General features: G+C 72.7%; 24 protein-coding genes and 1 pseudogene. 17 read left to right on the top strand and 8 right to left on the bottom strand.

Going from position 1 to position 25943, the window contains the following annotated elements; translation table 11 throughout:
* Positions 1–46: 46 nt before the first annotated feature.
* Entirely contained in the window at positions 47–628 is a 582-nt protein-coding gene (locus tag G127AT_RS02130) for a winged helix-turn-helix domain-containing protein (RefSeq protein ID WP_210899317.1), read from the top strand.
* Between the two features lie 7 nt (positions 629–635).
* Here G127AT_RS02130 and G127AT_RS02125 read toward each other — a convergent pair whose 3' ends face one another.
* A complete protein-coding gene (locus G127AT_RS02125) occupies positions 636–1454 on the bottom strand; it encodes a glycosyltransferase family 2 protein (RefSeq protein WP_210899315.1) in 819 nt (272 codons plus the stop codon).
* A 151-nt stretch (positions 1455–1605) separates the two neighbouring features.
* Between G127AT_RS02125 and G127AT_RS02120 the strand changes: the two genes are divergently transcribed.
* From G127AT_RS02120 to G127AT_RS02110, 3 genes are all read left to right on the top strand, one after another.
* Complete coding sequence (locus G127AT_RS02120; RefSeq protein ID WP_210899313.1) at positions 1606–2529, top strand: NADP-dependent oxidoreductase; 924 nt, start codon at positions 1606–1608, stop codon at positions 2527–2529.
* Between the two features lie 109 nt (positions 2530–2638).
* A complete protein-coding gene (locus G127AT_RS02115) occupies positions 2639–3865 on the top strand; it encodes an LLM class flavin-dependent oxidoreductase (protein WP_210899311.1) in 1227 nt (408 codons plus the stop codon).
* Positions 3862–4470 carry an FMN reductase gene (locus G127AT_RS02110; protein WP_210899309.1) on the top strand — a complete coding sequence of 203 codons (609 nt, stop codon included), beginning with the start codon at positions 3862–3864 and terminating at the stop codon, positions 4468–4470. Before G127AT_RS02115 ends, G127AT_RS02110 begins: the two co-directional genes overlap by 4 nt.
* A gap of 87 nt (positions 4471–4557) precedes the next feature.
* Here the strand turns inward: G127AT_RS02110 and G127AT_RS02105 are convergent, their stop codons facing one another.
* The 4 genes from G127AT_RS02105 to G127AT_RS02090 all read right to left on the bottom strand — a co-directional run bounded on the left by G127AT_RS02105 (position 4558) and on the right by G127AT_RS02090 (position 8200).
* A complete protein-coding gene (locus tag G127AT_RS02105; RefSeq protein WP_210899307.1) occupies positions 4558–4956 on the bottom strand; it encodes a DUF779 domain-containing protein in 399 nt (132 codons plus the stop codon).
* Positions 4957–4967: 11 nt separating this feature from the next.
* Positions 4968–6542, bottom strand: coding sequence for an acetaldehyde dehydrogenase ExaC (gene exaC / locus G127AT_RS02100; protein WP_210899298.1), 1575 nt, complete (start codon positions 6540–6542; stop codon positions 4968–4970).
* A 51-nt stretch (positions 6543–6593) separates the two neighbouring features.
* The gene (locus G127AT_RS02095; protein WP_210899296.1) at positions 6594–7943 is read right to left on the bottom strand and encodes a GAF domain-containing protein; all 1350 of its coding nucleotides are present in this window, start codon (positions 7941–7943) and stop codon (positions 6594–6596) included.
* 65 nt (positions 7944–8008) lie between these two features.
* Positions 8009–8200, bottom strand: coding sequence for a DUF5302 domain-containing protein (locus G127AT_RS02090; RefSeq protein WP_210899294.1), 192 nt, complete (start codon positions 8198–8200; stop codon positions 8009–8011).
* 343 nt (positions 8201–8543) lie between these two features.
* On the opposite strand from G127AT_RS02090, the gene G127AT_RS02085 reads away from it, so the two are divergent.
* Positions 8544–10826 (top strand): polyribonucleotide nucleotidyltransferase, encoded by a 2283-nt coding sequence (locus tag G127AT_RS02085; RefSeq protein ID WP_210899292.1) that lies wholly within the window; start codon positions 8544–8546, stop codon positions 10824–10826.
* 311 nt (positions 10827–11137) lie between these two features.
* On the opposite strand, the gene G127AT_RS02080 is transcribed toward G127AT_RS02085, so the two are convergent.
* Positions 11138–11329: a hypothetical protein gene (locus G127AT_RS02080; protein WP_210899290.1), complete on the bottom strand. Its 192-nt coding sequence runs from the start codon at positions 11327–11329 to the stop codon at positions 11138–11140.
* Here G127AT_RS02080 and G127AT_RS02075 point away from each other — a divergent pair, their 5' ends adjacent.
* On the top strand, positions 11330–11713 hold the full coding sequence (locus G127AT_RS02075; RefSeq protein ID WP_210899288.1) for a TetR-like C-terminal domain-containing protein: 384 nt from the start codon (positions 11330–11332) through the stop codon (positions 11711–11713). It abuts the gene before it with no gap.
* Here the strand turns inward: G127AT_RS02075 and G127AT_RS02070 are convergent.
* On the bottom strand, positions 11668–12141 hold the full coding sequence (locus tag G127AT_RS02070; RefSeq protein WP_210899287.1) for an Lrp/AsnC family transcriptional regulator: 474 nt from the start codon (positions 12139–12141) through the stop codon (positions 11668–11670). The two genes, G127AT_RS02075 and G127AT_RS02070, sit on opposite strands and share 46 nt — an antisense overlap.
* A 170-nt stretch (positions 12142–12311) precedes the next feature.
* Here G127AT_RS02070 and pdhA point away from each other — a divergent pair, with 170 nt between their 5' ends.
* Genes pdhA through G127AT_RS02050 form a run of 4 tightly spaced genes read left to right on the top strand, consistent with a single transcriptional unit; the run spans position 12312 to position 16287 of the window.
* A complete protein-coding gene (pdhA, locus tag G127AT_RS02065) occupies positions 12312–13463 on the top strand; it encodes a pyruvate dehydrogenase (acetyl-transferring) E1 component subunit alpha (RefSeq protein WP_210899285.1) in 1152 nt (383 codons plus the stop codon).
* Complete coding sequence (locus tag G127AT_RS02060) at positions 13460–14479, top strand: alpha-ketoacid dehydrogenase subunit beta (RefSeq protein ID WP_210899283.1); 1020 nt, start codon at positions 13460–13462, stop codon at positions 14477–14479. The genes pdhA and G127AT_RS02060 overlap by 4 nt, the downstream gene beginning before the upstream one ends.
* On the top strand, positions 14476–15936 hold the full coding sequence (locus G127AT_RS02055; RefSeq protein WP_210899281.1) for a dihydrolipoamide acetyltransferase family protein: 1461 nt from the start codon (positions 14476–14478) through the stop codon (positions 15934–15936). Before G127AT_RS02060 ends, G127AT_RS02055 begins: the two co-directional genes overlap by 4 nt.
* A gap of 45 nt (positions 15937–15981) precedes the next feature.
* The gene (locus G127AT_RS02050; protein ID WP_210899279.1) at positions 15982–16287 is read left to right on the top strand and encodes a 4a-hydroxytetrahydrobiopterin dehydratase; all 306 of its coding nucleotides are present in this window, start codon (positions 15982–15984) and stop codon (positions 16285–16287) included.
* A 21-nt stretch (positions 16288–16308) separates the two neighbouring features.
* Here G127AT_RS02050 and G127AT_RS02045 read toward each other — a convergent pair whose 3' ends face one another.
* A complete protein-coding gene (locus tag G127AT_RS02045; protein ID WP_210899277.1) occupies positions 16309–16899 on the bottom strand; it encodes a TetR/AcrR family transcriptional regulator in 591 nt (196 codons plus the stop codon).
* A gap of 140 nt (positions 16900–17039) precedes the next feature.
* On the opposite strand from G127AT_RS02045, the gene G127AT_RS02040 reads away from it, so the two are divergent.
* The 7 genes and pseudogenes from G127AT_RS02040 to G127AT_RS02010 all read left to right on the top strand — a co-directional run.
* Positions 17040–18638 (top strand): carboxyl transferase domain-containing protein, encoded by a 1599-nt coding sequence (locus tag G127AT_RS02040; RefSeq protein ID WP_210899275.1) that lies wholly within the window; start codon positions 17040–17042, stop codon positions 18636–18638.
* A 5-nt stretch (positions 18639–18643) separates the two neighbouring features.
* Entirely contained in the window at positions 18644–20641 is a 1998-nt protein-coding gene (locus G127AT_RS02035) for an ATP-binding protein (RefSeq protein ID WP_210899273.1), read from the top strand.
* A gap of 10 nt (positions 20642–20651) precedes the next feature.
* A complete protein-coding gene (locus tag G127AT_RS02030; RefSeq protein WP_210899271.1) occupies positions 20652–21857 on the top strand; it encodes an acyl-CoA dehydrogenase family protein in 1206 nt (401 codons plus the stop codon).
* 20 nt (positions 21858–21877) lie between these two features.
* A complete protein-coding gene (locus tag G127AT_RS02025) occupies positions 21878–22390 on the top strand; it encodes a MaoC family dehydratase (protein WP_210901736.1) in 513 nt (170 codons plus the stop codon).
* Entirely contained in the window at positions 22387–23205 is an 819-nt protein-coding gene (locus G127AT_RS02020) for an HpcH/HpaI aldolase/citrate lyase family protein (protein WP_210899269.1), read from the top strand. The genes G127AT_RS02025 and G127AT_RS02020 overlap by 4 nt, the downstream gene beginning before the upstream one ends.
* 276 nt (positions 23206–23481) lie before the next feature.
* The gene (locus G127AT_RS02015; protein WP_210899267.1) at positions 23482–24456 is read left to right on the top strand and encodes an aldo/keto reductase; all 975 of its coding nucleotides are present in this window, start codon (positions 23482–23484) and stop codon (positions 24454–24456) included.
* Between the two features lie 107 nt (positions 24457–24563).
* Positions 24564–25913: pseudogene (locus tag G127AT_RS02010) on the top strand (M16 family metallopeptidase); the annotation flags it as partial.
* Positions 25914–25943: the final 30 nt, after the last annotated feature.

Raw genomic sequence — 25943 nt, 5'->3', positions numbered from 1 at the left:
AAGAATAATTATGCAACTTGTGCTGCGGGATCCGTACACTGGGCGCATGGCTGAGAAGCAGGAGCGCATGGAAGCCCCGGTCGCGTCGATCGCGGTGCTGAAGGCGATCGCGAACCCCGTGCGGCAGCGGATCTCCCGCGTGCTCTCCCGGCGCGGATTCGCGCGTGCCGCCGACCTCGCCGACGAACTCGAGCTGCCGGCGAATCAGATCAGCTTCCATCTGCGCGTGCTCGCCGACGCCGGCCTCATCGTCGAAGCCCCCGAGCTCGCCCGCGACCGCCGCGACCGCGTGTGGCGCGAGAATCCTCAGCCCATCCAGCTCGGCAACCCCGAGAACCCCGTCGCCGACGTGCACCTCGGCAACGTCGTGCTGCAGGCGATGGCCGAAGAGGTCACCGACACCCTCGGCCGAGCCGTCGTCTGGGGCGCCGACTATACGAGCGGCCGCACGACCGAGATCCACGGCGTACTGAACTCCTACACCCTGCATCTCGCCGAGGAGGAATTCGAGGAGCTCATGAGGGACCTCACCGAGGTCGCCCACAAGTGGCAGGAACGGAACACCGTCCCCGGCCCCGGCGTGCATACCTGGCAGCTCCACCTCATCGCCGCCGACAACGAGGCCTGAGCGACCGCTACGCCCCGGCCGGCTCTCCGGGCTCCGCTGCGGCCTCCGGGCCGTCGCCCACGGCATCCATCGCGGCACGCCGCTCGGCCCGCCACGCGCGCTGCGCGGCGATATGCGCCCGCCGCCGCTCGAGCGGCGCCCAGCCGCGGAACTCGATCGCCAGGGTGTGGAAGGCGATCCGCACCCGCCGCCCGAGGCCCGACCACGTGTCGAACGGCCGCGCGGAGACCGACACGACGAGCGCCGGGTCGCGCACGACCCGCATTCCCGGCTGCATCCACCACGACAGGTCGAGGTCGTCGTGCACGTCGCCGCGATCGCGGAACGTCCGCTCCCGCACGGCCCGCCACGCGTCGGCGCGGATCGCATAGTTCGAGCCGAAGATCGGCGGATGCCCGAGCAGCCACCCGATCACGAGGAAGTAGCCGCCGATGTACACGTTCCGGGCGATCCACCGCACCGCCGCCGTCCCGCCGTAGAACGATGCCCCGCCCGAGATCGCGTCGGGCCGGTCGGGCGCGGTCATCCGCCGCTCCACCTCGGCGAGCCAGCCGGGTGCCGGAACCGAATCCGCATCCAGGCGGGCGAGGATCTCGCCCGTCGCCGCATCGAGACCCGCGGCCGTCGCCGGCCACACCCCGCGCAGCGGTTCGTCCACGATCCGCGCCCCGAACGCGCGACCCACCTCGGCCGTGTCGTCGCTCGACCCGTTGTCGACGACGACGATCTCATCGGCGGGGCGGGTCTGCCTGGCCAGCGCAGCGAGGCAGTTCTCGAGGAACCTGGCGTCGTTCAGACTCGGAACGACGACGCTGATGGTGGTCATCGTCGTGAGTCTAGCGAGCGGCCCGCGTCCGGCGGCAGCGCGGCCCGTCCGCCGCGTGTCGGGAGGCGGGCGCCTGGCGCGCCCGCCCGCGGTCCCGGTAGCGTCGCCATGGGCGCCGATTCGCGGCCGTCCGGCGGTCGAGGGGAGCGATATGCGTGCGGTGCGGATCGAGCGGCTGGGCAGCGTGGCGGATCTCGTGGTGCGCGAGCTGCCGCGGCCCGAGCCCGGGCCCGGCGAGGTGCGGGTGCGGGTGCTCGCGGCCGGCCTGAATCCGGTCGACTGGAAGATCGTCGAGCGGCCGGGTTCGCTCGAGCACTACGGCCCGGGCCTTGCGCTGCCGCTCGGCAACGGCAACGACCTCGCCGGCATCGTGGATGCGGTCGGCCCGGGCGCCGAGCGCTGGCAGCCGGGTGACGAAGTGTTCGGCGGGCGGCGCTTCCACGCGCAGGCGGATTTCGCGATCGTGCCGGCCGACCGTCTGCTGTCGAAGCCGGCGGGGCTGACGTTCGAGCAGGCCGGGTCCCTCGACATCGCCGGCCGTACGGCGGTCGCCACGATGCGGGCGGTGCGGCCGCGGGCAGGCGAGACGGTGTTCGTCAGCGCGGCGGCCGGCGGCGTCGGGATGCTCTCGGCGCAGCTCGCCAGGCGCGCCGGGGCCAGGGTGATCGGCTCGGCGGGCGAGGCGAACGACGAGGCCCTGCGAGAGCTCGGCATCGAGCCCGTGCGATACGGGCCGGGCCTGGCCGATCGCGTCCGCGCGCTCGCGCCGTCGGGGGTGGATGCCGTGATCGACACCCACGGCCGCGAGACGATGGAGGCCGCCATCGAGCTCGGCGTCGATCCGGATCGCATCGACACGATCGCCGACAAGGCCTTCGCGGAGAAGATCGGGGCGCACGGGGCGGGCGGCGAGACGATCGGCGCGCTCGAGATCGCCGAGCTGGCCGAACTCATCGCGGCCGGCGAGGTGCGGCTCGAGATCGACGCCGTGTACCCGATCGAGCGGGTCGTCGAGGCGTACGCGCATCTGAAGGCTGGGCATCTGCGCGGCAAGGTCGTGCTCGTCACCGAATAACGGTCTCGCCTGCGCGCGGCGGATGCGGAATAGTTGAGCAGGGGCGGCCGTTGCTCACGACTGTATGCAAACGTATTGAGTTGCATCGGCCGAAGCCAGGAGGGCAATCATGCAGTTCGGACTCTTCTCCGTCAGCGACATCACGCGCGACCCGACCACCGGCGAGACGCCGAGCGAGCATCAGCGCATCACCGACACCATCACGATCGCGAAGCACGCCGAAGACGTCGGCCTCGACGTCTTCGCCCTCGGCGAGCACCACAACCCGCCCTTCTTCTCGTCCTCGCCGCCGACGACCCTCGCCTACATCGCCGCGCAGACCGAACGCCTCGTGCTCTCGACGGCGACCACGCTCATCACCACGAACGACCCGGTGAAGATCGCCGAGGACTTCGCGATGCTCCAGCACGTCTCGAACGGGCGGGTGGATGTCATGCTCGGCCGCGGCAACACGGGCCCCGTCTACCCGTGGTTCGGCAAGGACATCCGCCAGGGCCTGCCGCTCGCGATCGAGAACTACAACCTCCTGCACCGCCTCTGGCGCGAAGACGTCGTCGACTGGGAGGGGCGCTTCCGCACCCCGCTGCAGGGCTTCACCTCCACCCCGAGGCCGCTCGACGACGTGCCGCCGTTCGTGTGGCACGGATCCATCCGCACCCCTGAGATCGCTGAACAGGCCGCCTACTACGGCGATGGATTCTTCGCGAACCACATTTTCTGGCCCGCCTCGCACACGCAGCGCATGGTCGCCCTCTACCGGCAGCGCTTCGAGCACTACGGGCACGGCAGCGCCGCCCAGGCGATCGTCGGCCTCGGCGGGCAGGTGTTCATGGGTCGCACCTCGCAGGAGGCGAAGGCGGCCTTCCGCCCCTACTTCGACCAGGCGCCCGTCTACGGCAACGGCCCCACGATGGAGGACTTCACCGAGCAGACCCCGCTCACCGTCGGCAGCCCGCAGGAGGTCATCGACCGCGCCCTCGGGTTCCGCGAGTACGTCGGCGACTACCAGCGCCAGCTCTTCCTCATGGATCACGCCGGCCTGCCGCTGAAGACCGTGCTCGAGCAGCTCGACTTCCTCGGCGAGATCCTGCCGGCGCTGCGGGCCGGCTTCGAGGAGGGCCGCCCGGCCGAGGTGCCGGATGCCCCGACGCACGCCTCGCTCGTCCGCGCCAAGTACGGCGACGCCGCCCCGCGCCAGCCGCGCCCGAACCCGAACCGCGGCGACAACGTCACCGGCGGCTCGCCGTATCAGGACTCGGCACCGGCGTCCGGCTCCGCGTTCGGCCGCGCTGCGGAACGCCCCGCCGAAGGCCCCGCCGGCGAGGACGAGCGATGACGCCCAAGCGGATCGTCGTCGTCACCGCCGGGCTCAGCACGCCGAGCTCGACCCGCACGCTCGCCGACCGGCTGAGCCGCGACGTGTCGGCCGTGCTCGACGAGCGCGGAGTGGATGCCGAGCTCGCCGTGTTCGAGCTGCGCGACCTCGCCCACGACATCGCCAACCACCTGCTGCAGGGATTCGCCCCGCCGAAGCTCGAAGCGCTCCTCGACCGCCTCGACACGGCGGACGGACTCATCGCCGTCACCCCGATCTTCACGACGAGCTACGCGGGGCTCTTCAAGTCGTTCATCGACGTCGTCGACCCCGAGGCCCTCGACGGCCTGCCGGTGCTGCTCGGCGCGACCGGCGGCACGCCCAGGCACTCGCTCGCGATCGACTACGCCATGCGCCCCCTGTTCACCTACCTGCACGCCGTGCCCGTGCCGACGGGCGTCTACGCGGCGACCTCGGACTGGGGCGGCGACGGCGACGGGGTGCGCTCGCTCTCGGAGCGGATCCGGCGCGGCGCCGAGGAGTTCGCCGAACTCGTGGCCCGCACCGACCGCTCCGGGCGCGTCCGCGACCCCTTCGCCCTCGGCAGCCCCTTCGGCGACGCCTGAGCGCTTCCGGGGGTCGTATCCCGCCACGAAACCGCGGATTCCGCCGGAAACCTGGCGGGAAACGACCCCCGGAAGCAGGAGCGCCCCTCAGCGGGGGAGCAGGCCGAAGGCCTCCAGCTCGGTCTCGTCCAGCATCCGCGAGCGGATGAGGAACCGTTTGCCCTCCGGCGCCTCGACCGAGAAGCCCGAGCCGCGGCCGTCGACGACGTCGATCGTGAGATGCGTGTACTTCCAGTACTCGAACTGGAACGCCGACATGTACACCTCGATCGGGTCGAGGCCGTCGACGGCGAGCGCGCCGAGGTGCACATCCCCGGCGCCCGTGCGGAACATCCCGACGGGGTAGCACATCGGAGATGAGCCGTCGCAGCATCCGCCGGACTGGTGGAACATGAGCGGCCCGTGGGTCGCGGTGAGGCGGCGGAGGAGGCTTGCCGCCTCCGCCGTCACCGCGACCCGCGAGGCGCCGGGAGCCCCGGCATCCATCGCGGGGCCGATCAGAAGAAGCCCATGGGGCCGTCGGCGTACGACACCAGGAGGTTCTTCGTCTGCTGATAGTGGTCGAGCATCATCTTGTGGTTCTCGCGCCCGATGCCCGACTGCTTGTACCCGCCGAACGCGGCGTGCGCCGGGTACTGGTGGTAGGTGTTCGACCACACTCGGCCGGCCTCGATCGCGCGGCCCGCCCGGTAGAGCTGCGTGCCGTTGCGGCTCCAGACGCCCGCACCGAGGCCGTAGAGGGTGTCGTTGGCGATCGAGATCGCGTCGTCGTAGGTGTCGAAGGAGGTCAGCGCGAGCACCGGTCCGAAGATCTCCTCCTGGAAGATGCGCATCGAGTTCGCCCCCTCGAACACCGTCGGCTGCACGTAGTAGCCGCCGGCGAGGTCGCCGCCCAGGTCGGCGCGCTCGCCGCCCGTGAGCAGCTTCGCGCCCTCCGCCTTGCCGATCTCGAAGTAGCTGAGGATCTTCTCCAGCTGGTCGTTCGAGGCCTGCGCGCCGATCATCGTCGACACGTCGAGGGGGTCGCCCTGCTTGATCTGCGCGACCCGGTCGAGGCCGTCGGCGACGAAGCCGTCGTAGATCGAACGCTGCACGAGCGCCCGCGACGGGCAGGTGCACACCTCGCCCTGGTTCAGGGCGAAGAAGGTGAAGCCCTCGAGCGCCTTGTCGTAGAAGGAGTCCTTCTCGGCCGCGACGTCCTCGAAGAACACGTTCGGGCTCTTGCCGCCGAGCTCCAGCGTCACGGGGATCAGCCGTTCGCTCGCGTACTGCATGATGAGCCGGCCGGTCGTCGTCTCGCCGGTGAAGGCGATCTTGCGGATCCTCGGGTGCGAGGCGAGCGGCGCGCCGGCCTCGAAGCCGAAGCCGTTGACGACGTTCACGACGCCGGCCGGCAGCAGGTCGGCGATGAGGTCGAGCAGCACGTGGATGGATGCCGGCGTCTGCTCCGCCGGCTTCAGCACGACGCAGTTGCCGGCCGCGAGCGCGGGAGCGAGCTTCCACACGGCCATGAGGATGGGGAAGTTCCACGGGATGATCTGCCCGACGACGCCGAGCGGCTCGTGGAAGTGGTAGGCGACGGTGTCGTGGTCGAGCTCGGCCGCCCCGCCCTCCTGCGCGCGGATCGCGCCCGCGAAATAGCGGAAGTGGTCGATGGCGAGCGGGATGTCGGCGGCGAGCGTCTCGCGCACCGGCTTGCCGTTCTCCCACGTCTCGGCGACGGCGAGGGCCTCGAGGTTCGCCTCCATGCGGTCGGCGATCCGGTTCAGGATGACGGCGCGTTCGGCGACGCTCGTCTTGCCCCAGGTGTCGAAGGCGGCCCAGGCGGCTTCGACTGCGCGGTCGACGTCGGCGGCGGTGCCGCGGGCGATCTCGCAGAAGGGGCGGCCGGTGACGGGCGTGATGTCCTCGAAGTACTCTCCCGAGGCGGGCGGTTCGTACCGCCCGCCGATGAAGTGGTCGTAGCGGCTGCGGTAGGCGACGACCGAGCCGTCCTCGCCCGGTCGGGCGTACACGGTCGGCGCGGGCGTCGGCTCCTCGACGGCGGAACCGGGGTCGGCGGTGAGGGTCATGGAAGGCTCCTTCGGCTTCGCGGTGCGCACGGGCTGTGCGCGGCGCCGACGCTACCGGGCCGAAGGTTGCATCCGGTTGCGGGTGGATGCCGCAGGGCGCTGCATCGCGAGCTCGGCGTCGAGGCGTTCGAGCCGGGCGACGGCGGCGGCGCGCTTGGGGGAGCGGGGCGGCAGCGCGTGGAGGGCCGCCCGCCAGATCTCGGCGTCGCCGGCGCCGCGTTCGGTCTCGCCCCAGGCGAGGAGGAGTTCGGCCGACCCCGATTCGAGCAGCGCTTCGCGGAGCCGGCCGACGACGTCCTCGCGGAGCTCTTCGACGCCGGGGGCGGTGGATGCAGGCAGGGGGCCGCCCCCGTAGGCTTCGATCGCCGCTCGGTGGGCCCCGCGCCGCTGCAGTTCGACGACGCCGGCGAGGTCGAGTTCGAGGGGCGCGGCGAGCCGGTACGGCCGGGTGAGCGGCCCGAGATCGGCGGCGACGGCGGCGAGGACGCGCCGTAGCCGCACCATCTCGGCGCGGAGGGTCGGGGCCGAGCCGTCGTCGCCGTAGGCGAGCCGGGCGAGGCGTTCGGCGCCGAGGCCGGCGCGGTGCCAGGCGAGCAGTGCGAGCAGTTCGCTGTGACGGGCGCTCAGCACCGCGTCGCCGCCGGGGCCGCTGAGGCGCGCACGGTCGCGGCCGAGCACGGCGAGGCGGGCCGGCGCGGCGGGTGCCGCAGCGGATGCCGCAGTGGATGCCGGTGCGGTGCCGGCGCCCGCGGCGCGGCGAGGCCGGTGGGGCGCGGATCCGCGTTCCCGCAGGCGGCCGATGAGCAGCTCGCGCTCGACGGCGGCGACGGTCGCCTCGAGGAGGGTGAGCACGTGCGGGGCGACGACCTCGTCGCCGCCGGTGACGTCGAGCACGCCGATGAGTTCGCGCGACTCGGGGTCGTGCACGGGCACGGCCGTGCAGCTCCACGCCTTGACGGGGCGGGCGAAGTGCTCCTCGGCGTGGATCTGGATGCCGTGGCCGAGCGCGAGGGCCGTGCCCGGGGCCGCGGTGCCGACGTCGTGCTCGGTCCAGCCGGCACCCGGCACGAACATCATCGCCTCGGCGCGGGCACGCAGCACCGGGTCGCCCTCGACCCAGAGCAGTCGGCCGCGGGCGTCGCCGACGGCGACGAGCACGCCCGATCCGGCCTCGGCGTCCTGCACGAGGAGGCGCCGGATGACCGGCAGGGCCGGCGCGATCGCATGCGTCCGCCTGGCGTCGGCGAGTTCCGGGCCGTCGAGCAGCAGCGGGGCGACGACCGTGTCGGGGTCGAGGCGTTCGGCCGCGGCGCGGTGCCAGGAGGCTTCGACGAGCTCGCGCGTCCCGCCCCGCCCCGGCAGTGCCAGCCAGTCCGCGCGCATCGCCGCTCCGATCTGCATCGATCCGAATTGCGCGCCATGCTACCGGCCGCCGGGCGGCCGGTCGAGGGTCGGTGCGGCGGGGTTCAGCCGCTCTTGCGGCGGAACTCGCGGCGGTGGTCGGCCCGGCCGTGGGCGCCCTGCGCGCCGGAGGTGCCGTCGAGGTGCGACTCGCCCTCGCGCTTCTTCGCGGCGGACTTCTTGCGGTCGAGCGCCTCGCGGAACTTCTGCTTGAGCTCTTCGGGGGTCTCGTCCTGGTGGCCGTCGTCGGTGCTCATGATGCCGAGTGTACCGGGGACGGGGGGCGGCCGCGGCGGTGCGCCGGGGCATCCGCACCCGACGCGGGCCGGCCCTTCCTCGGCCGAATCGGGCCCGACTGCTACGATTGATGCGGTTGCCGTACGGCATCCGCACATGAAAGCACCGGGCCCTCGGGCCCGTTCGGAGCAGGCCGGCAGTGAGCTGGTCTCCTGTGGTGGCTTACCGATCGCACGCGAACGGTGAACTTCTACTGGTGGCCAGCGTGAGCGAATCGACTGACGCGCCGAATCTGCCTGTTCCCTGCTCCTCGAAGAGTCGCGCCCGCACGGGGTGCGACGTTAAACAAAGGAGAGAGACCTCTTGGAAGGTCCTGAGATCACGTTCGCCGAAACCGTCATCGACAACGGTCGCTTCGGCACCCGCACCATCCGCTTCGAAACCGGTCGCCTCGCCCAGCAGGCGCAGGGTTCCGCCGTCGCCTACATCGACGAGGAGACCATGCTGCTGTCGGCGACGAGCGTGTCGAAGCAGCCGAAGGAGCACTTCGACTTCTTCCCGCTCACCATCGACGTCGAGGAGCGGATGTACGCCGCCGGGCGCATCCCCGGCTCGTTCTTCCGCCGCGAGGGCCGCCCCTCGACCGACGCCATCCTCACCTGCCGCCTCATCGACCGGCCGCTGCGCCCCTCCTTCGTCGAGGGCCTCCGCAACGAGGTCCAGGTCGTCGTGACGGTGCTCGCGATCGAGCCCGACGAGCTGTACGACGTGCTCGCCATCAACGCGGCGTCCATGTCGACGCAGCTGTCGGGTCTGCCGTTCTCGGGCCCCATCGGCGGTGTGCGCGTCGCGCTCATCGACGGCCAGTGGGTCGCATTCCCGAAGCACACGCAGCTCGAGGACGCCGTGTTCAGCATGGTCGTCGCCGGCCGTGTCGTCACCGAGGCCGACGGCTCCGAAGACGTCGCGATCATGATGATCGAGGCCGAGGCCACCGACAACGCCTGGGGCCTCATCCAGGCCGGCGCCGTCAAGCCCGACGAGGCGGTCATCGCCCAGGGCATCGAGGCGTCCAAGCCCTTCATCAAGCAGCTCGTCGAGGCCCAGCAGAAGGTCGCGGCCACCGCGGCCAAGCCGACCGCCGACTACCCGACGTTCCCGCCGTACCAGCCGGCGACGCTCGAGCTCGTCAGCTCCCTCGCCAAGGAGGAGCTGAAGTCGGTCTACCAGATCGCCGAGAAGGTCGCCCGCCAGAACGCGGACGACGAGCTGAAGGCCCGCGTCAAGGGCACCGTCGCCGAGAAGGTCGAGGCCGGGGAACTGCCCGCGTCCGCCAACGACGAGGTCTCGGCCGCCTACAAGTCGGTCACGAAGGACGTCGTGCGCACCCGCGTGCTGCAGGAGGGCGTCCGCATCGACGGCCGCGGCCTCACCGACATCCGCCCGCTCGACGCCGAGGTCCAGGTCGTGCCGCGCGTGCACGGTTCGGCGATCTTCCAGCGCGGCGAGACGCAGATCCTCGGGGTCACGACGCTCAACATGCTGAAGATGGAGCAGCAGATCGACTCGCTGTCGCCCGTCACCAAGAAGCGCTACATGCACAACTACAACTTCCCGCCCTACTCGACCGGTGAGACCGGCCGTGTGGGGTCGCCGAAGCGTCGCGAGATCGGGCACGGCGCGCTCGCCGAGCGCGCGCTCGTGCCGGTGCTGCCCTCGCGCGACGAGTTCCCGTACGCGATCCGCCAGGTCTCCGAGGCCCTCGGCTCGAACGGCTCGACCTCGATGGGTTCGGTCTGCGCCTCGACGCTGTCGCTCCTGAACGCGGGCGTGCCGCTGCGCGCCCCCGTCGCGGGCATCGCGATGGGCCTCATCTCCGACACCGTCGACGGCGAGGCCCGCTACGCGGCCCTCACCGACATCCTCGGCGCCGAAGACGCCCTCGGCGACATGGACTTCAAGGTCGCCGGCACCAGCGAGTTCGTCACCGCGATCCAGCTCGACACGAAGCTCGACGGCATCCCCGCCTCGGTGCTCGCCGGCGCGCTGACGCAGGCGAAGGACGCCCGCACGACGATCCTCGCCGTGCTGAACGCCGCGATCGACGGCCCCGACGAGATGGCGCCGACCGCGCCGCGCGTCATCAGCGTGCAGATCCCGGTCGACAAGATCGGCGAGCTCATCGGCCCCAAGGGCAAGACGATCAACGGCATCCAGGACGAGACCGGCGCCGACATCTCCATCGAGGAGGACGGCACCGTCTACATCGGCGCGACCGACGGCCCCTCGGCCGAGGCCGCCCGCGCCCAGGTCAACGCGATCGCCAACCCCACCAACCCCGAGGTCGGCGAGCAGTTCCTCGGCACCGTCGTGAAGATCGCCGCCTTCGGCGCCTTCGTCTCGCTGCTGCCCGGCAAGGACGGCCTGCTGCACATCTCCGAGGTGCGCAAGCTCGCCGGCGGCAAGCGCGTCGAGAACGTCGAGGACGTGCTGAGCGTGGGTCAGAAGATCCTCGTCGAGATCACGAAGACCGACGACCGCGGCAAGCTCTCGCTCGCCCCGGTCATCGCCGAGGATGCCGACACCGACGGCCGCGACGCGGCCAACCCCGGCCCGGAAGAGCCGGCCGAAGGCGCCGACGCGTAACGCGCGAGCCTCGCATGCGGATGCCCCGCCCGACTCGATTCGGGCGGGGCATTCTGCTCTGGTCTCGATACGGCGCTGCGCGCCTACTCGACCGACGGGGAGTGCCGGTGCCGCCGCTGCCGGTTGAGTAGGCGCCTCGGCGCCGTATCGAAACCCCATGCGATGCCGCCGGTTGAGTAGGCGCCTCGGCGCCGTATCGAAACCCCATGCGATGCCGCCGGTTGAGTAGGCGCCTCGGCGCCGTATCGAAACCCCATGCGATGCCGCCGGTTGAGTAGGCGCCTCGGCGCCGTATCGAAACCCCGTGCGTTTCAGGCCCGGGCGGCGGCCTGTTCGACCGTGCGCACGGCCTCGGCGACCCCGCCGGACCAGGCGGGTCCGTGGCCGGGGATCACCCATGTCGCCTCGATGCCGTCGAGGCGACGGAGGGCCTCGAGCGCGGCCTCGGGGTCGTCGGTGAACGGTGCCGGCTGCGGCCCGCAGACGCGCTCACCACGCGCCATGTGCTCACCGGTGAGACCGTCGTCCGCATCGCCCGCGAGACCCGGGCCTTCGCCAGCGAACGACCGGCGTCCTTCGCCCTCGTGTTCGCGCCCGGCGTCGAGGTCGAGATCGACCCGGAGGCGCTCGGCGCGGCAAGCGCAGGCCTCATCGCCTTGACCGGGCGCCTGGCCGGGCCGGAGCATGCGCTCCAGGCGGCGCGCACCGTCACCGCCTGGGCGACCGGCTTCATCGGCATGGAGCGCACCGACGCGTTCCGACTCGGAAGCGGGGGGTCCGAAGGCCTCGACGAGGCGTTCGAGTACGGCATCCGAACCATCGTCGGCGCCCTGGGCGCACCTCACTCGGCGGCCGGCGCAGCCTCGAGCAGAGGCCGCAGCCGATAGGGGATGAGCTCGCCCATCGCGAGCGAGGTCTCGGTGCGCTCCACACCGTCGATCTGCAGGATCTCGGCGTCGATGCGGAAGAGCTCGTGGGCATCGCGGCAGACCACCCGCACGAGCACGTCGACCGCGCCCGAGAGGCCGTGGGCCTGGACGACCTCGGGAATCGCGCGCAGCTTCACGGCGACGTCGTTCAGGCGCTTCTGCCTGACATGCACGGCGATGAACGCCTCGAGCGGGTAGCCGAGCGCCGCCGGATCGATCGCGCGTTCGAAGGAGAGGAAGACGCCGGCGCCCTCGAGTTTCGCCATGCGCGCCTGCACGGTGTTGCGCGAGAGGCCGAGGCGGTCGGCGAGCGCGACGACGGTCGCCCGCGGATGCTCGGCGAGGGCGGCGAGAAGTGCACGATCCACGGCGTCGAAGCGGCTCATGTTCGGGACGATAGCACGGTCATACGCGTCGAAGCTGAGCAACATGCTCAAGCAATCGGCGAATGCTTGAGCTGTGTGCCCCGACGTCATACGCTCGCGGGAGAGCCCGGCAGAGCCGCCGGGTGCGCTGACGCCCACGAGGCCGAGGCGCCGCAGACGGAAGGATCGACATGACCCACGCCGACCGAGACGCCACCGGGCTCCTCGCCGAGCCCGATGCCGCCCGGCTCCTGGACGAGACCGGGCACCGCGTCGCCGACGCCGACCTCGACCCCTGGATCGCCGACGTCGACGAGGCCCTGCTCCGCAGCCTCTACGCCGACATGCTCCGGGCACGGCGCGTGGATGCCGAGGCGACGACCCTGCAGCGGCAGGGCGAACTGGGCCTTTGGCCCCCGCTGGCCGGTCAGGAGGCCGCACAGGTGGGTTCGGCCCATGCGCTCGGCGAACGCGACTTCGTCTTCTCCAGCTACCGCGAGCATGCGGTCGCCCTGCATCGCGGGGTCGGGCCCGCCGAACTGCTGACGATGTGGCGCGGCTCGGCCCCGGGAGGATGGAACCCCTACGACCACCATCTGGCCGCACCGCAGATCATCATCGGCGCCCAGACCCTGCACGCCACCGGCTACGCGATGGGGCTTGCGTGGAACAGGAAGACGGATGCGGCGATCACCTACTTCGGCGACGGCGCGACGAGCGAGGGCGACGTCTCCGAGGCGATGATCTGGGCGGCGAGCTTCCAGGCGCCTGTCGTCTTCTTCTGCCAGAACAACGGCTGGGCGATCTCGGAGCCGGTCGGCCTGCAATCGCGTCAGCCGCTCGTCAAGCGCGCCGACGGCGCCGGGATGCCGGGCGTGCGCGTCGACGGCAACGATGTGCTGGCCGTGCTGGCCGCCACTCGGCAGGCGCTCGCGCGCGCCCGCGCGGGCGAGGGGCCGAGCTTCATCGAGGCCGTCACCTATCGCATGGGTCCGCACACCACCGCCGACGATCCGACCCGATACCGGGGTGAGGAGGATCTCGCCGCCTGGCGCGAGCGCGACCCGATCGCCAGGCTCCGCTCCTATCTGGAGGCGGGGACGGACGCCGCCGCCCGCGGTGGCCTCGACGCCTTCTTCGTCGCGAGCGAGGAGGCCGCCACGGCCTCGGCAGCCGAGCTCCGGGCGGCCGTGCAGGGCATCGCCGATCCCGAGCCGCTCGCCGTCTTCGATCATGTCTACGCCGAACCCAACACGCATCTCGACGAGCAGCGGGAGCGCTACGCCCGGTATCTGGCGATGTTCGAGGAGCCCCGCACCGAGGCGACGGGGGAGGCCCGATGACCGCGCTCACCCTCGGCAAGGCCCTCGGCGAGGGCATGCGCCGCGCCCTCGCCGCCGACGACCGCGTCGTGCTCATGGGCGAGGACATCGGCACCCTCGGCGGCGTGTTCCGCGTGACCGACGGGCTGCAGGCCGAGTTCGGCCCGAACCGCGTCGTCGACACCCCGTTGTCGGAGGCCGGCATCCTCGGCACCGCCGTGGGGCTGTCCTACGGCGGCTTCCGCCCGGTCGTGGAGATCCAGTTCGACGGGTTCATCTATCCCGCCTTCGATCAGATCGTCGCGCAGGTCGCGAAGCTGCACTACCGCACGGGCGGTGCGGTGCGCGTGCCGATCACGATCCGGGTGCCGTTCGGCGGCGGCATCGGGGCGGCCGAGCACCATTCCGAGTCGCCCGAGGCGTACTTCGCGCACACGGCGGGCCTCAGGGTGGTGTCGTGCTCGAACCCGCAGGATGCGTTCACGATGATCCAGCAGGCGATCGCCAGCGACGACCCGGTCGTCTTCTTCGAGCCGAAGCGCCGCTACCACCAGAAGGGCGAGGTCGACCTGGAGGCGAGCCTCGCCGATGCGCGTCCGCTCGGCGTGGCGCGCCGGACCCGGGCCGGGGCGGACGTGACGGTCGTCGCGTACGGCGGAATGGTGCAGCCGGCCGAGGACGCCGCGGAGGCGGCATCCGCCGAGGGCATCGGCCTCGACGTGATCGACCTGCGATCCCTCGCCCCGATCGACTATCCGACGATCACGACGTCGGTGCGGAAGACCGGCCGGCTCGTCATCGTGCACGAGGCCGGCGAGCAGGGCGGCCTCGGCGCCGAGATCGCCGCGAGCGTCACGGAGCGCTGCTTCGAGTTCCTGGAGGCCGCGCCGGTGCGAGTGACGGGCCATGACATCCCGTACCCGCCGGCGAAGCTGGAGAAGCACCATCTGCCTGATCTGGACCGCATCCTCGACGGCGTGGATCGTGTACTCGGCCGGCCGAACTCGATGAGCGGCGTGAACGGGGGCGAGGCATGAGCGTGCGCGAGTTCCCGCTTCCGGATCTCGGGGAAGGCCTGACGGAGTCCGAGATCGTCGCCTGGCGGGTCGCGGTCGGCGACCGCATCGAGCTGAACCAGGTCGTGGCCGACGTCGAGACGGCCAAGGCGGTCGTGGAGATCCCCTCGCCGTTCGCGGGGGTCGTGACGGCCCTGCACGCCGAGCCGGGTGACACGGTCGACGTCGGTTCGCCGCTGTTCTCGTGCGAGACGGGGGAGGCGGGGGTGGATGCCGCCGCGCCGGCGCCGGCGAGCTCCGCCGAGCCGGCCGGCGCCGCCGGGCCGTCGGCACGCGAGGGTTCCGGCCCGGCGCTCGTGGGGTACGGGGCTGCCGCCGAGCATGGTTCGGCCAGGCGGGCCCGGCCCGGCCTCGGGCGGGCGGCACTGCTCGAGCCTGCGGCCGAGGCCGGCCGCGCGCCCGCGGCGCCCGCCGCACCCGCCGCCGCACCCGCCGCCGCACCCGCCGCCGCACCCGCCGCACCCGCGGCACCCGGCGAGCGCCCGGCGGAGCGGCCGCGCTCCACGCCTCCGGTGCGCAAGCTGGCCCGCGACCTCGGGGTCGACCTCGAGCGGCTCGCCGGAACGGGGGAGCGGGGCCTCATCACGCGCGACGACGTCGAGGCCGCCGCGGCGGCCGGCGGTGCCGGGCCGGCATCCGCACCCGCCGCATCCGCACCCGCCCCCGCGGGCGAGGCACCCGCGGCACCCGCACTCGCACGCCCCGCCGCCGAACCGCTCGGCGAGGAGCGCATCCCGATCCGAGGCGTCCGCAAGCACACCGCGGCGGCGATGGTCGAGAGCGCCTTCACCGCCCCGCACGTCACCGAGTTCCTCACCGTCGACGTCACGCGTTCGATGCGGGCGCTCGAGCGCTTCCGCGAGGCGCCCGAGTTCGAAGGCGTCCGCGTGACGCCGCTCGCGCTCGTCGCGAAGGCGGTGTGCCTGGCCGCGCGCCGCACGCCCGAGCTCAACTCCCGCTGGGATGAGCAGGCGCAGGAGATCGTGCGCTTTGACGGGGTGAACCTCGGCATCGCGGCGGCCACCGAGCGCGGCCTCGTCGTGCCGAACGTCAAGCGCGCCGACGCGCTCGGCCTGCCCGGGCTCGCACATGCCATCGGCGAGCTCGCGGCGACGGCCCGCGCGGGCCGTTCGACACCGGCCGATCTGGCCGGCGGCACGATGACGATCACGAACATCGGCGTCTTCGGCATCGACGCGGGCACCCCGATCCTGAACCCCGGCGAGGCGGCGATCCTCGCGATGGGTGCCGTCCGCCGCACCCCGTGGGAGCACCGCGGGCGCGTCGCGCTCCGCGAGGTCATGACGCTGTCGCTGTCGTTCGACCACCGTCTCGTCGACGGCGCGCAGGGCTCGCGCTTCCTCGCCGATGTGGGGCGGATGCTCGAGGACCCGGCCGCCGCGCTCGCGATGATGTGAGCGGCGGGGGTATCGGATGCCGGCGTTCGGCGCGAGGATGGAGGCATGAGCGAGACGATGACCCCGGATGAGATCGAGCAGGCGCTCGAGGGCACGTCGTTCGACCTGCTCGGCGATGTGCTGCTCGGCTCGTACGCGACCGGAGACTTCCAGGGCGCGGTGCGCGTGCTCGATGCGGCGGCGGTCGTCGCCGAGCAGGCGAACCACCACCCGGACGTGCGGCTCGGCTACGGGCGCATCGAGTTCGAGCTGAGTTCGCACGACGTCGACACCGTCACGAGGCGCGACGTCGACCTCGCGCTCCGCATCGAGCAGGTGGCGACGGGCCTCGGGGCCACGCCCGAGAACTGATCGGCGCCGGCGGCCTCAGGCCTACGCGGTGAGGGCGGCGAGCGTCATCGGCACGAGGATGCGGCGCACCTCGGCGGCCCGGGGGTGCACGCCGCCGGCGCGGGCGGAGTGCGGGGTCGAGTTCATGAGGCCGAACGCGGCATGGGCGCGCATGCGCCGTTCCCGCTCGCCGAGTTCGGGCCGGAGGCGGCCGAGGACGTCGACCCAGCGTTCGACGTAGGCGCGCTGCACGCGCCGCACCTCGTGCCGGTCGCCGGGCTCCAGGCGTTCGAGTTCGCGGTCCTGCACGAGGATGACGTCGGCGCTGGCGACGGCGAAGTCGACGTGGAAGGCGACGAGTTCGCGGAGGGCCGCGGCCGGGTCCGCGGCGGCGGCGACGACGCGTTCGGCCCCGTCGAGGAGGGCCCGGCTGGCGTCGTCGAGGATCGCGGCGAGCACGGCGGCCTTGCCGGGGAAGTGCCGGTAGACGGCCGGGCCCGAGACGCCGGCGGCCTGGCCGAGGTCTTCGATCGTGACGCCGGCGTAGCCGCGGTCGGCGAAGAGCGCGGTCGCGGCGTCCAGGATCGCGGCCCGGCGCCCGGCCTTGGCGCGTTCGCGGTCGGTGAGGGTCACGGTGCCTCCAGTCGGTGAGTACACGCTAACCGAAGCCTGCCGCCGGCCGCACGCGGCGCGCCCCTTGCCGATTTCGGTTAATGAGCGCTAACCTCGATTCCAGTTAGCGAAGACTCACTGAATACGTCGACGGAGACGAGATGGGCACCCTCACGACCGGCACGGCCGACGGCCGTGCCGCCAACGCGGCCGCGCACGCCGAGCTCGTGCGCGAACTCCGCGAGCGCCTCGCGCGATCCGCCCGGGGCGGCAGCGACGCGGCCCGCGAGCGGCACCTCGCCCGCGGCAAGCTCCTGCCGCGCGACCGCGTCCGGCGCCTGCTCGACGAGGGCAGCCCGTTCCTGGAATGCTCGCCGCTCGCCGGCGAGGCCCTCACCGGCGACGACACCCCGGGCGCCGGCCTCATCACCGGCATCGGCCTCGTGCACGGCCGGCCCGTCATGGTCATCTGCAACGACGCGACCGTCAAAGGCGGCACCTACTACCCGATGACGGTGAAGAAGCACCTCCGGGCGCAGGAGATCGCCCACGAGAACCGGCTGCCGTGCGTCGCCCTCGTCGACTCGGGCGGCGCCTTCCTGCCCCGGCAGGACGAGGTCTTCCCCGACCGCGAGCACTTCGGACGCATCTTCTACAACCAGGCGCGGCTGTCGGCGGCCGGCATCCCGCAGCTGGCGGCCGTCATGGGCTCCTGCACGGCCGGCGGCGCCTACGTGCCGGCGATGAGCGACGAGTCGGTCATCGTCCGCGAGCAGGGCACCATCTTCCTCGGCGGCCCGCCGCTCGTGAAGGCCGCGATCGGCGAGGTCGTGACCCCCGAGGAGCTCGGCGGCGGCGAGCTGCACGCACGCGTCTCCGGCGTCGTCGACCACCTCGCCGAGGACGACGAGCACGCCCTCGAGATCCTCCGCGACATCCTCGAGACCGTGCCGCAGCCCGGCCCACGGGCCTGGGCGGTTCGCGAGCCCCGACCGCCCCGGCTCGACCCGGCGAGCGTCAGCGAGGTCGTGCCCGTCGACGTGCAGCAGCCGTACCCGGTGCGCGAGGTCATCGCCCGGCTCGTCGACGACAGCGCCTTCACCGAGTTCAAGCCCGAGTACGGCGACACCCTCGTCACGGCCTTCGCGCATCTCGAGGGCCACCCCGTCGGCATCGTCGCCAACCAGGGGGTGCTCTTCGGCGAGTCGGCCGAGAAGGGCGCGCACTTCATCGAACTGTGCGATCAGCGCGGCATCCCGCTCGTGTTCCTGCAGAACATCTCGGGCTTCATGGTCGGCCGCGACGCCGAGGCCGGCGGCATCGCCAAGCACGGCGCGAAGATGGTCACCGCGGTCGCGACGACGCGGGTGCCGAAGTTCACGGTCGTCATCGGCGGATCCTTCGGTGCCGGCAACTATTCGATGTGCGGCCGGGCGTACTCGCCGCGCTTCCTCTGGCTCTGGCCGAACGCCCGCACGAGCGTCATGGGCGGCGAACAGGCCGCGAGCGTGCTCGCGACCGTCAAACGCGACGGCATCGAAGCGAGCGGCGGGCAGTGGCCGGCCGAGGAGGAGGCCGCCTTCCGCGCCCCGATCCGCGCACAGTACGAAGAGCAGGGTTCGCCCTGGTACTCGACCGCCCGCCTCTGGGACGACGGCGTCATCGACCCGGCCGACACCCGCACCGTCCTCGGCCTCGCCCTCGAACTGGCGAGCCGAACGCCCCTGCCCGAGCCCCGCTTCGGCCTGTTCCGGATGTGAGCGAGATGTTCGAGACCGTCCTCATCGCCAACCGCGGCGAGATCGCCTGCCGCATCATCCGCACCCTGCGGCGCCTCGGCATCCGCTCGGTCGCCGTGTACTCCGACGCGGATGCCGGCGCCCCGCACGTCCGCCTCGCCGACGACGCCGTGCGCCTCGGGCCGGCCCCGGCCGCCGAGAGCTACCTGCACGTGCCCCGCATCCTCGCCGCCGCCCGCGAGACCGGCGCGCAGGCGATCCACCCCGGCTACGGCTTCCTCAGCGAGGACGCCGGCTTCGCCCGCGCCGTCCGCGAAGCAGGCCTCGTCTTCATCGGCCCGGGCGAGGAGGCCTTGCACGTCATGGGCGACAAGATCCGGGCGAAGGACCGGGTCGCCGCAGCCGGCGTGCCGACCGTGCCCGGGTTCGCCGAGCCGGCGGGCGAGCGGATGCCGGACGCCGCCCTCGCCGCCCGCGCGGCCGAATCCGGCTTCCCGCTGCTCGTGAAGCCGAGCGCCGGCGGCGGCGGCAAGGGCATGCAGACCGCCGCCTCACTCGCCGAACTGGAGCAGGCGATCCCCGCCGCCCGCCGCATCGCCCGCGCGGCCTTCGGCGACGACGCGCTGCTCTTCGAACGCCTCGTCGAGCGGCCCCGGCACATCGAGATCCAGGTGCTCGCCGACGCCCACGGCACCGTCCGCCACCTCGGCGAACGCGAGTGCACCCTGCAGCGCCGCCACCAGAAGGTCGTCGAGGAGGCCCCTTCGCCCGCCGTCGATACCGCCCTCCGCGCCCGCCTCGGCGAGGCCGCGGTCGCCGCAGCAGCGAGCGTCGGCTACCGGGGCGCCGGCACCGTCGAGTTCCTCCTCGCGCCGGGCGGCGAGTTCTTCTTCATCGAGATGAACACGCGCCTGCAGGTCGAGCACCCCGTCACCGAGGCCGTGACGGGGGTGGATCTCGTCGAGCAGCAGCTCCGCATCGCCGCCGGCGAGCCCCTCGCCGAGCTCCCCGCAGAACCGGCCGGGCACGCCGTCGAGGTGCGGCTCTACGCCGAAGACCCTGCCCGCGGCTTCCTGCCGGCGACCGGACGCATCCTCGCGCTCGACTGGCCCGAGGGGGTGCGGGTGGATGCCGGGGTCGAGGCCGGCTCGGAGGTCACCGCCGACTACGACCCCATGCTCGCCAAGCTCATCGCGCACGGCGCCGACCGCGCCGAAGCCCTCGCACGCCTCCGCGCCGCCCTCGAGACGGCCGTCGTGCTCGGCGTCACGACGAACCTCGGCTTCCTCGGCGCCCTGCTCGCCGACCCGGCCGTCGCGGCCGGCGAGCTGGACACCGGGCTCATCGACCGCCTGCCCGAGCCGGGGGAGCCCGGCTCGGGCGACGCCCGGCTCGCACCGGCGCTCGTCGCCGCCGATGCGATGCTCGAACGCGCCGCCCGGGCCGAGGCGGCCGCCGCCGACGACGTGTGGGTCCGCGCCCGCGGCTTCGCGGTCGGCGGAGCGGCCCCGCCGCCGCGACGGCGCTTCGAGGTGCGCTCGGCGGCGTTCGCCGGCGCAACCGACCACGCCGTCGCCGCGCGGGCCGTCACCGCCCGCGCCGACGACGGCAGCGCCTGGGTGCACACCGGAGGCGTCACCGCCTGGCTCGCCCCCGAGCCCCGGCGCGCCGCCCTCGACGCCCGGCTCGCCGAGCTCGGCCGCGCCGGCGCCCCCGCCTCGCCCGAACTGCGCGCGCCCATGCCCGGCACCGTCACGAGCCTCGGTGCCGCCGACGGCGAGGCGGTCGAGGCCGGCCGGACGGTGCTCGCGATCGAGGCCATGAAGATGGAGCACCGCCTCGAAGCCCCCGTCGACGGCGTGCTCGAGCTCGCCGTCGCCGTCGGCGAGCTCGTCCAGCGCGATCAGCTCGTCGCCCGCATCCGGCCCGCCGAGGCGGCCGAACCCGAAGACCGACCCGGCGGGCCCGAGCGGCCGGCCGAGCCCGGCGCCGACCCGGCGCAGCACGCATCCCACGAGGAATGAGGAGACACCGATGGACTACCAGCTGACCGCGGAGGAACGCGAACTCTACGAACGCGCGAAGGCGTTCGCCGACACCGTCGTCGCCCCCGCGTCCTACGAGTACGACACGGCCCGCCGCGTGCCGGTCGAGATCATCGCGCAGATGGGCGAGGAGGGCTTCTTCGGCCTCCCCTTCCCCGTCGAATACGGCGGCCAGGGCAAGGACTACTTCCAGCTCTGCCTCGCCGTCGAGGCCATCGGGCGCGTCGACCAGTCCCTCGGTGTCACCCTCGAGGCCGGCGTCGGCCTCGGCGTGCTGTGCCTGTACGAGTACGGCACCGAGGAGCAGCGCCGCACCTGGCTGCCCGACCTCCTCGCCGGCCGCGCCCTCGCCGGTTTCGGCCTGACCGAGGCCGAGGCGGGCTCGGACGCCGGCGCGACGAAGACGACGGCGGTGCTCGACGGCGACGAATGGGTCGTCAACGGCTCGAAGCAGTTCATCACGAACTCCGGCAGCCCGATCACGAGCATCAACACGATCGTCGCCGTCACCGGCGAAGAGGCCCGCCCCGACGGTTCCGTCCGCAAGGAGCTCTCGACGATCATCGTGCCGAACGGCACCCCCGGCTTCACGATCGGCCCCGCCTACGACAAGGTCGGCTGGAACACGAGCGACACGCATCCGCTGTTCTTCGAGGACGTGCGCGTGCCGGCATCCAATCTGCTCGGCGAACGCGGCCGCGGCTACGCGAACTTCCTGAAGGCCCTCGACGGCGGCCGGGTCGCCTTCGCGGCGCTCGCGACGGGCGCCGCGCAGGGCTGCCTCGAGCAGGCCCTCGCCCGTGCGAAGACCCGCAACGTCTTCGGCACGAACATCGGCTCCTTCCAGCACATCGCCTTCACGATCGCCCGCATGCAGGCGCGCGTGCACCAGGCGCGCCTCACCTGGCACGACGCGGCCCGCAAGATGATCGCCGGGCAGCCGTTCAAGACGGAGGCCTCGATCGCCAAGCTCGTGGCGAGCGAGGCGGCGATGGACAACGCCCGAGACGCCGCGCAGATCTGGGGCGGCTACGGCTTCCTGAACGAGAACGTCGTCGCCAGGCACTACCGCGACTCGAAGATCCTCGAGATCGGCGAGGGCACGAGCGAGGTCCAGCTCATGATCCTCACCCGCCAGCTCGGTCTCACCGAGCAGAGCGGGGGTAGCGCGACGGTGACCGGCGAGAGAGGATGACGGTGGACGAGGGGGCGCGGATGCCGGAGGAAGCCGACGGGGCGCAGAGGGTCGTGCAGCGCGGCCTCTGGTACGAGGAGATCGAGGCTGGCGCGCGCTACCTGCACCGGCCGGGGCGCACCGTCACCGAGGCCGACAACGTGCTGTTCACGACGCTCACGATGAATCAGCAGGCCCTGCACCTCGACGCGGCGTTCGCGGCGACGCAGCCCTTCGGCCGCCCCCTCGTCAACTCGATGTTCACGCTCGCGACGATCGTCGGCGCATCCGTCGGCCAGCTCACGCAGGGCACGCTCGTGGCGAACCTCGGCTTCGGGGAGGTCGCCTTCCCGAAGCCGCTGTTCCCCGGCGACACCCTGTACTCCGAGACGCTCGTGACGGGCAAACGCCTCTCCTCCTCCCGGCCGGGCCAGGGGATCGTGACCCTCGAGCACACCGGCCGCAACCAGCACGGCGAGGTCGTGGCGCGGGCGAGCCGCTCGGCGCTCATGTGGTGCCGCGAGGCGGGGGAGCGGGCGGGGGCCGGCGCATGACCCACCCCGACTTCCCCTTCGGCCCGGCGCTGCTGTTCTGCCCCGCCGACCGCCCCGAACGCTACGCGAAGGCGCTCGAGCGCGCCGACGCCGTCATCATCGACCTCGAGGACGCGGTGGATGCCGCCGCGCGCCCCGCGGCCCGCGACGCCCTCATCGCGACCCCGGTCGACCCGGCCCGCGTCATCGTGCGCGTGAACCCGGCCGGATCGCCCGACTTCGCCGCCGACCTCGCGGCCGTCGCCCGCACCCGGTACCGCACCGTCATGCTCGCCAAATGCGACGGCACCGCCGACCTCGTCGAACTCGTCGAGCTCACCGTGATCGCCCTCTGCGAAACGGCGGCCGGCGTGCTCGCCGCGCCCGCGATCGCCGAGCTGCCGAACGTCGCCGCACTCATGTGGGGCGCCGAAGACCTCGTCGCCTCGCTCGGCGGGTCCTCGAGCCGGGGGCCGGACGGCGGCTACCGCGAGGTCGCCCGACACGCCCGCTCCCGGGTGCTGCTGGCCGCGGGCGCCCACGGCATCGCCGCGATCGACGCCGTGCACCTCGCGATCGACGACGCCGACGGGCTGCGGGCCGAGTCCGAGGACGCGGCGGCCGTCGGCTTCGCGGCGACCGCCTGCATCCACCCCTCGCAGGCGGCGATCGTGCGCGAGGCCTACCGGCCGGATGCGGCCGAGCTCGACGCGGCTCGGGCCCTGCTCGCGGCGGCGGCCGAGCACGGCACCGGGGCCTTCGCCTTCGAGGGGCGCATGGTCGACGCCCCCGTCCTCCGGCACGCCGAAGCGCTCGTGCGCCGCGCCGGCCGCTGAGCGCGCCGCGGCATCCACCGCCCGACGCCGGCCCGCCCTCGACCGTGCGCACCGCCCGGCACCGGCCGACGGCACCGCCCGCGACCGCCGACCGTGTCGCGACGGTGACGATTCGGCAACGTCCGTCAACCTCCCTGGTGCAATTCCGGCGGCTCCGGCATAGGATCGGAGCAATCCTTGGGGAGGGAGGATCGCATGACGCATGCGAACTTGGATACGGCGGTGGGTGCAGCGGGGGCTGTGCGGACCGCGACCGGTCGGCACACGGCACCGTCGATGGATGCCGTGGTCGAGCACATCGAGACGAACGTCTTCTCGGGGCCCATCACGGTGCCCAAACAGACGTCGATCGGCGACACCGCGCTGCGGGTGCACCCGCTCGCGCTCGGGGCGAGCACCTTCGGGTGGACCCTCGGGCCCGACGAATCGCACGACGTGCTCGACCGCCACGCCGCGGTCGGAGGCGACTTCATCGACACGGCCGACAGCTACGCGGCAGGCCGCAGCGAGCTCATCGTCGGCAGCTGGCTCGCATCCCGCCGCGTGCGCGACCGGATGACGATCGCGACGAAGATCGGGCGCCACCCCGATCACCCGGGGCTGCGCCCGGCATCCATCCTGGAGGCCGTCGACGCGTCGCTCGCCCGGCTCCGCACCGACCGGATCGACCTGCTGTACCTGCACGGCGAAGATCCCGAGGTACCGCTCGAGGAGACCCTCGGCACCATCGGATCGCTCATGGAGGCCGGCAAGGTCCTCGCCGTGGGCGCATCGGACTTCTCGCCCGAACGCCTCGTCGAGGCGCGCGTGCTGGCCGCCAACGGCCTGCCGCGGATCTCGGCGATCGCGACCCGCTACAACCTGATGGAACGGCGCGGATACGAAGGCGCCCTCGAACTCGTCGCCCACGCCCAGGGGCTGGCCGTCGTGCCGTACTTCGGCCTGGCGAACGGGTTCCTCGGCGGACACGTGCGCCGACGCTCCGAGGTTCGCCGGGACGCGCGCGGGGTACGACTGGCCAAGCACCTCGGCCGGCGCGGCAACCGGGTCCTCGCCGCGCTCGACGAGGTCGCCTTCGCCTACGGGGCGGAGCCGGCCACGGTCGCCCTGGCATGGCTGCTCGCCAAGCCCAACGTCGTCGCCCCGGCCGTCAGCGCCGACACGCCCGAGCAGGTCGACGCGCTCGTCGCGGCCGCCCTGCTGCCGCTCAGCCGTTCCGATCTCGTGGAACTCGATCGGGCCTCGGCCTGATCGGCACCGCATCCGGCCCCGGAGCGACCGTCGCCCCCCCTCCCCGCGACGGTCGCTCCGGCATGCCGCCGGGCGCGGGCGCTGCCGGCTGCCGTAGGGTGGAACGGATGAATGGCGCCGTCGACCTTCCTCTCGGCCAGGCCGAGCTCTCGTTCCGGGCGGCAGGCGACGCACTCGTCCGCCGCAGCGTGCTGCCGAGCGGGGTGCGCGTGCTCAGCGAACGCGTGCCGGGAGCCCGCAGCGCCACGATCGGCTTCTGGGTCGCCGTCGGCTCGCGCGACGAGCGCGGCCGCGAAGACGGCCACACCTCCAGCTTCGGCTCCACCCACTTCCTCGAGCATCTGCTGTTCAAGGGCACGCCCACGCGCACGGCCCTCGACATCGCCGTCTCCTTCGACGCCGTCGGCGGCGAGCACAACGCCCTGACCGCCAAGGAGTACACCTGCTACTACGCCAAGGTGCAGGATCGCGACCTCGGCATGGCCGTCGACGTGCTCGCCGACATGTTCACCTCCTCGCTCCTGGCCCCGGAGGAGTTCGAGAGCGAGCGCGGCGTCATCCTCGAAGAGCTCTCGATGACCGGCGACGACCCCGCCGAGGTCGCCAACGAGCGCTTCTTCGAAGCCGTGCTCGGCGACCATCCGCTCGGCCGTCCCATCGGCGGCCGCCCCGAGACGATCCGCGACGCCGCCCGCGACGCCGTCCTCGCCCACTACCGCGCCAACTACCGGCCGAACGACCTCGTCGTCACCGTCGCCGGTGCGCTCGACCACGACGTCGTCGTCCGCCGGCTCTCGGCAGCCCTCGAGACCGCCGGATGGGATCTCGGCGTCGCAGCCGACCCCGTCGCCCGGCGCGACACGACACCCGCGGAGATCAGTCGCCGCACCGCCGTCGTCGCCACCGAACGATCCAACGAACAGGTCAACCTCATCCTCGGCGTCCCAGGCCTCATCGCCACCGACCCGCGCCGATCGACGATGAGCGTGCTCTCGACCATCTTCGGCTCGGGGATGTCCAGCCGCCTGTTCCAGGAGATCCGAGAGCGCCGCGGCCTCGCCTACGCCGTCTACTGCTTCGCTCCCGGCTACTCCGATGCGGGCCTGTTCGGCATGTACGCCGGCTGCGCGCCCGGCAAGGCGCAGAGCGTCGCCGAGCTCATGCTCGCAGAACTCCGCCGGCTCGCCGATCACGGGGTGACCGAGGAGGAGATCGCCCGCGCCGCAGGGCAGCTCGCCGGGGCATCCGCCCTCGCCCTCGAAGACTCCGACACCCGCATGTCGCGCCTGGGCCGCGCCGAACTCACCCTCGGCGAATTCGTCGACCTCGACGAAGCGCTGCGCCGCATCGACGAGGTGACCCCGGAGGACGTGCGGGCGCTCGCCGAAGACCTCGCATCGCGCCCCCTGTCGATCTCCGCCGTCGGAGCCGTCGACGCGGAACTGTTCTCCGGCCTCGTCGACGCCCCGGCCCGGCCCGCAACGCCC

This window comes from Agromyces archimandritae, from assembly GCF_018024495.1.
GTDB classification, from domain to species: Bacteria; Actinomycetota; Actinomycetes; order Actinomycetales; family Microbacteriaceae; genus Agromyces; species Agromyces archimandritae.
Note: the sequence above shows the minus strand (reverse complement) of the source record. Positions and strands in the feature narration are given on the sequence as shown.

Coding starts and splice junctions, on each gene's coding strand:
- G127AT_RS02030 (WP_210899271.1), top strand. CDS start 20,652: ATGGACTACCAGCTGACCGCGGAGGAACGCGAACTCTACGAACGCGCG.
- exaC (WP_210899298.1), bottom strand. CDS start 6,542: ATGACCCTCACCGCCGACCCCGGTTCCGCCGTCGAGGAGCCGACGCCC.
- G127AT_RS02060 (WP_210899283.1), top strand. CDS start 13,460: ATGACCGCGCTCACCCTCGGCAAGGCCCTCGGCGAGGGCATGCGCCGC.
- G127AT_RS02050 (WP_210899279.1), top strand. CDS start 15,982: ATGAGCGAGACGATGACCCCGGATGAGATCGAGCAGGCGCTCGAGGGC.
- G127AT_RS02125 (WP_210899315.1), bottom strand. CDS start 1,454: ATGACCACCATCAGCGTCGTCGTTCCGAGTCTGAACGACGCCAGGTTC.
- G127AT_RS02025 (WP_210901736.1), top strand. CDS start 21,878: ATGCCGGAGGAAGCCGACGGGGCGCAGAGGGTCGTGCAGCGCGGCCTC.
- G127AT_RS02035 (WP_210899273.1), top strand. CDS start 18,644: ATGTTCGAGACCGTCCTCATCGCCAACCGCGGCGAGATCGCCTGCCGC.
- G127AT_RS02070 (WP_210899287.1), bottom strand. CDS start 12,141: ATGAGCCGCTTCGACGCCGTGGATCGTGCACTTCTCGCCGCCCTCGCC.
- G127AT_RS02130 (WP_210899317.1), top strand. CDS start 47: ATGGCTGAGAAGCAGGAGCGCATGGAAGCCCCGGTCGCGTCGATCGCG.
- G127AT_RS02090 (WP_210899294.1), bottom strand. CDS start 8,200: ATGAGCACCGACGACGGCCACCAGGACGAGACCCCCGAAGAGCTCAAG.
- G127AT_RS02110 (WP_210899309.1), top strand. CDS start 3,862: ATGACGCCCAAGCGGATCGTCGTCGTCACCGCCGGGCTCAGCACGCCG.
- G127AT_RS02020 (WP_210899269.1), top strand. CDS start 22,387: ATGACCCACCCCGACTTCCCCTTCGGCCCGGCGCTGCTGTTCTGCCCC.
- G127AT_RS02015 (WP_210899267.1), top strand. CDS start 23,482: ATGGATGCCGTGGTCGAGCACATCGAGACGAACGTCTTCTCGGGGCCC.
- G127AT_RS02120 (WP_210899313.1), top strand. CDS start 1,606: ATGCGTGCGGTGCGGATCGAGCGGCTGGGCAGCGTGGCGGATCTCGTG.
- pdhA (WP_210899285.1), top strand. CDS start 12,312: ATGACCCACGCCGACCGAGACGCCACCGGGCTCCTCGCCGAGCCCGAT.
- G127AT_RS02055 (WP_210899281.1), top strand. CDS start 14,476: ATGAGCGTGCGCGAGTTCCCGCTTCCGGATCTCGGGGAAGGCCTGACG.
- G127AT_RS02040 (WP_210899275.1), top strand. CDS start 17,040: ATGGGCACCCTCACGACCGGCACGGCCGACGGCCGTGCCGCCAACGCG.
- G127AT_RS02115 (WP_210899311.1), top strand. CDS start 2,639: ATGCAGTTCGGACTCTTCTCCGTCAGCGACATCACGCGCGACCCGACC.
- G127AT_RS02105 (WP_210899307.1), bottom strand. CDS start 4,956: ATGGATGCCGGGGCTCCCGGCGCCTCGCGGGTCGCGGTGACGGCGGAG.
- G127AT_RS02080 (WP_210899290.1), bottom strand. CDS start 11,329: ATGGCGCGTGGTGAGCGCGTCTGCGGGCCGCAGCCGGCACCGTTCACC.
- G127AT_RS02095 (WP_210899296.1), bottom strand. CDS start 7,943: ATGCAGATCGGAGCGGCGATGCGCGCGGACTGGCTGGCACTGCCGGGG.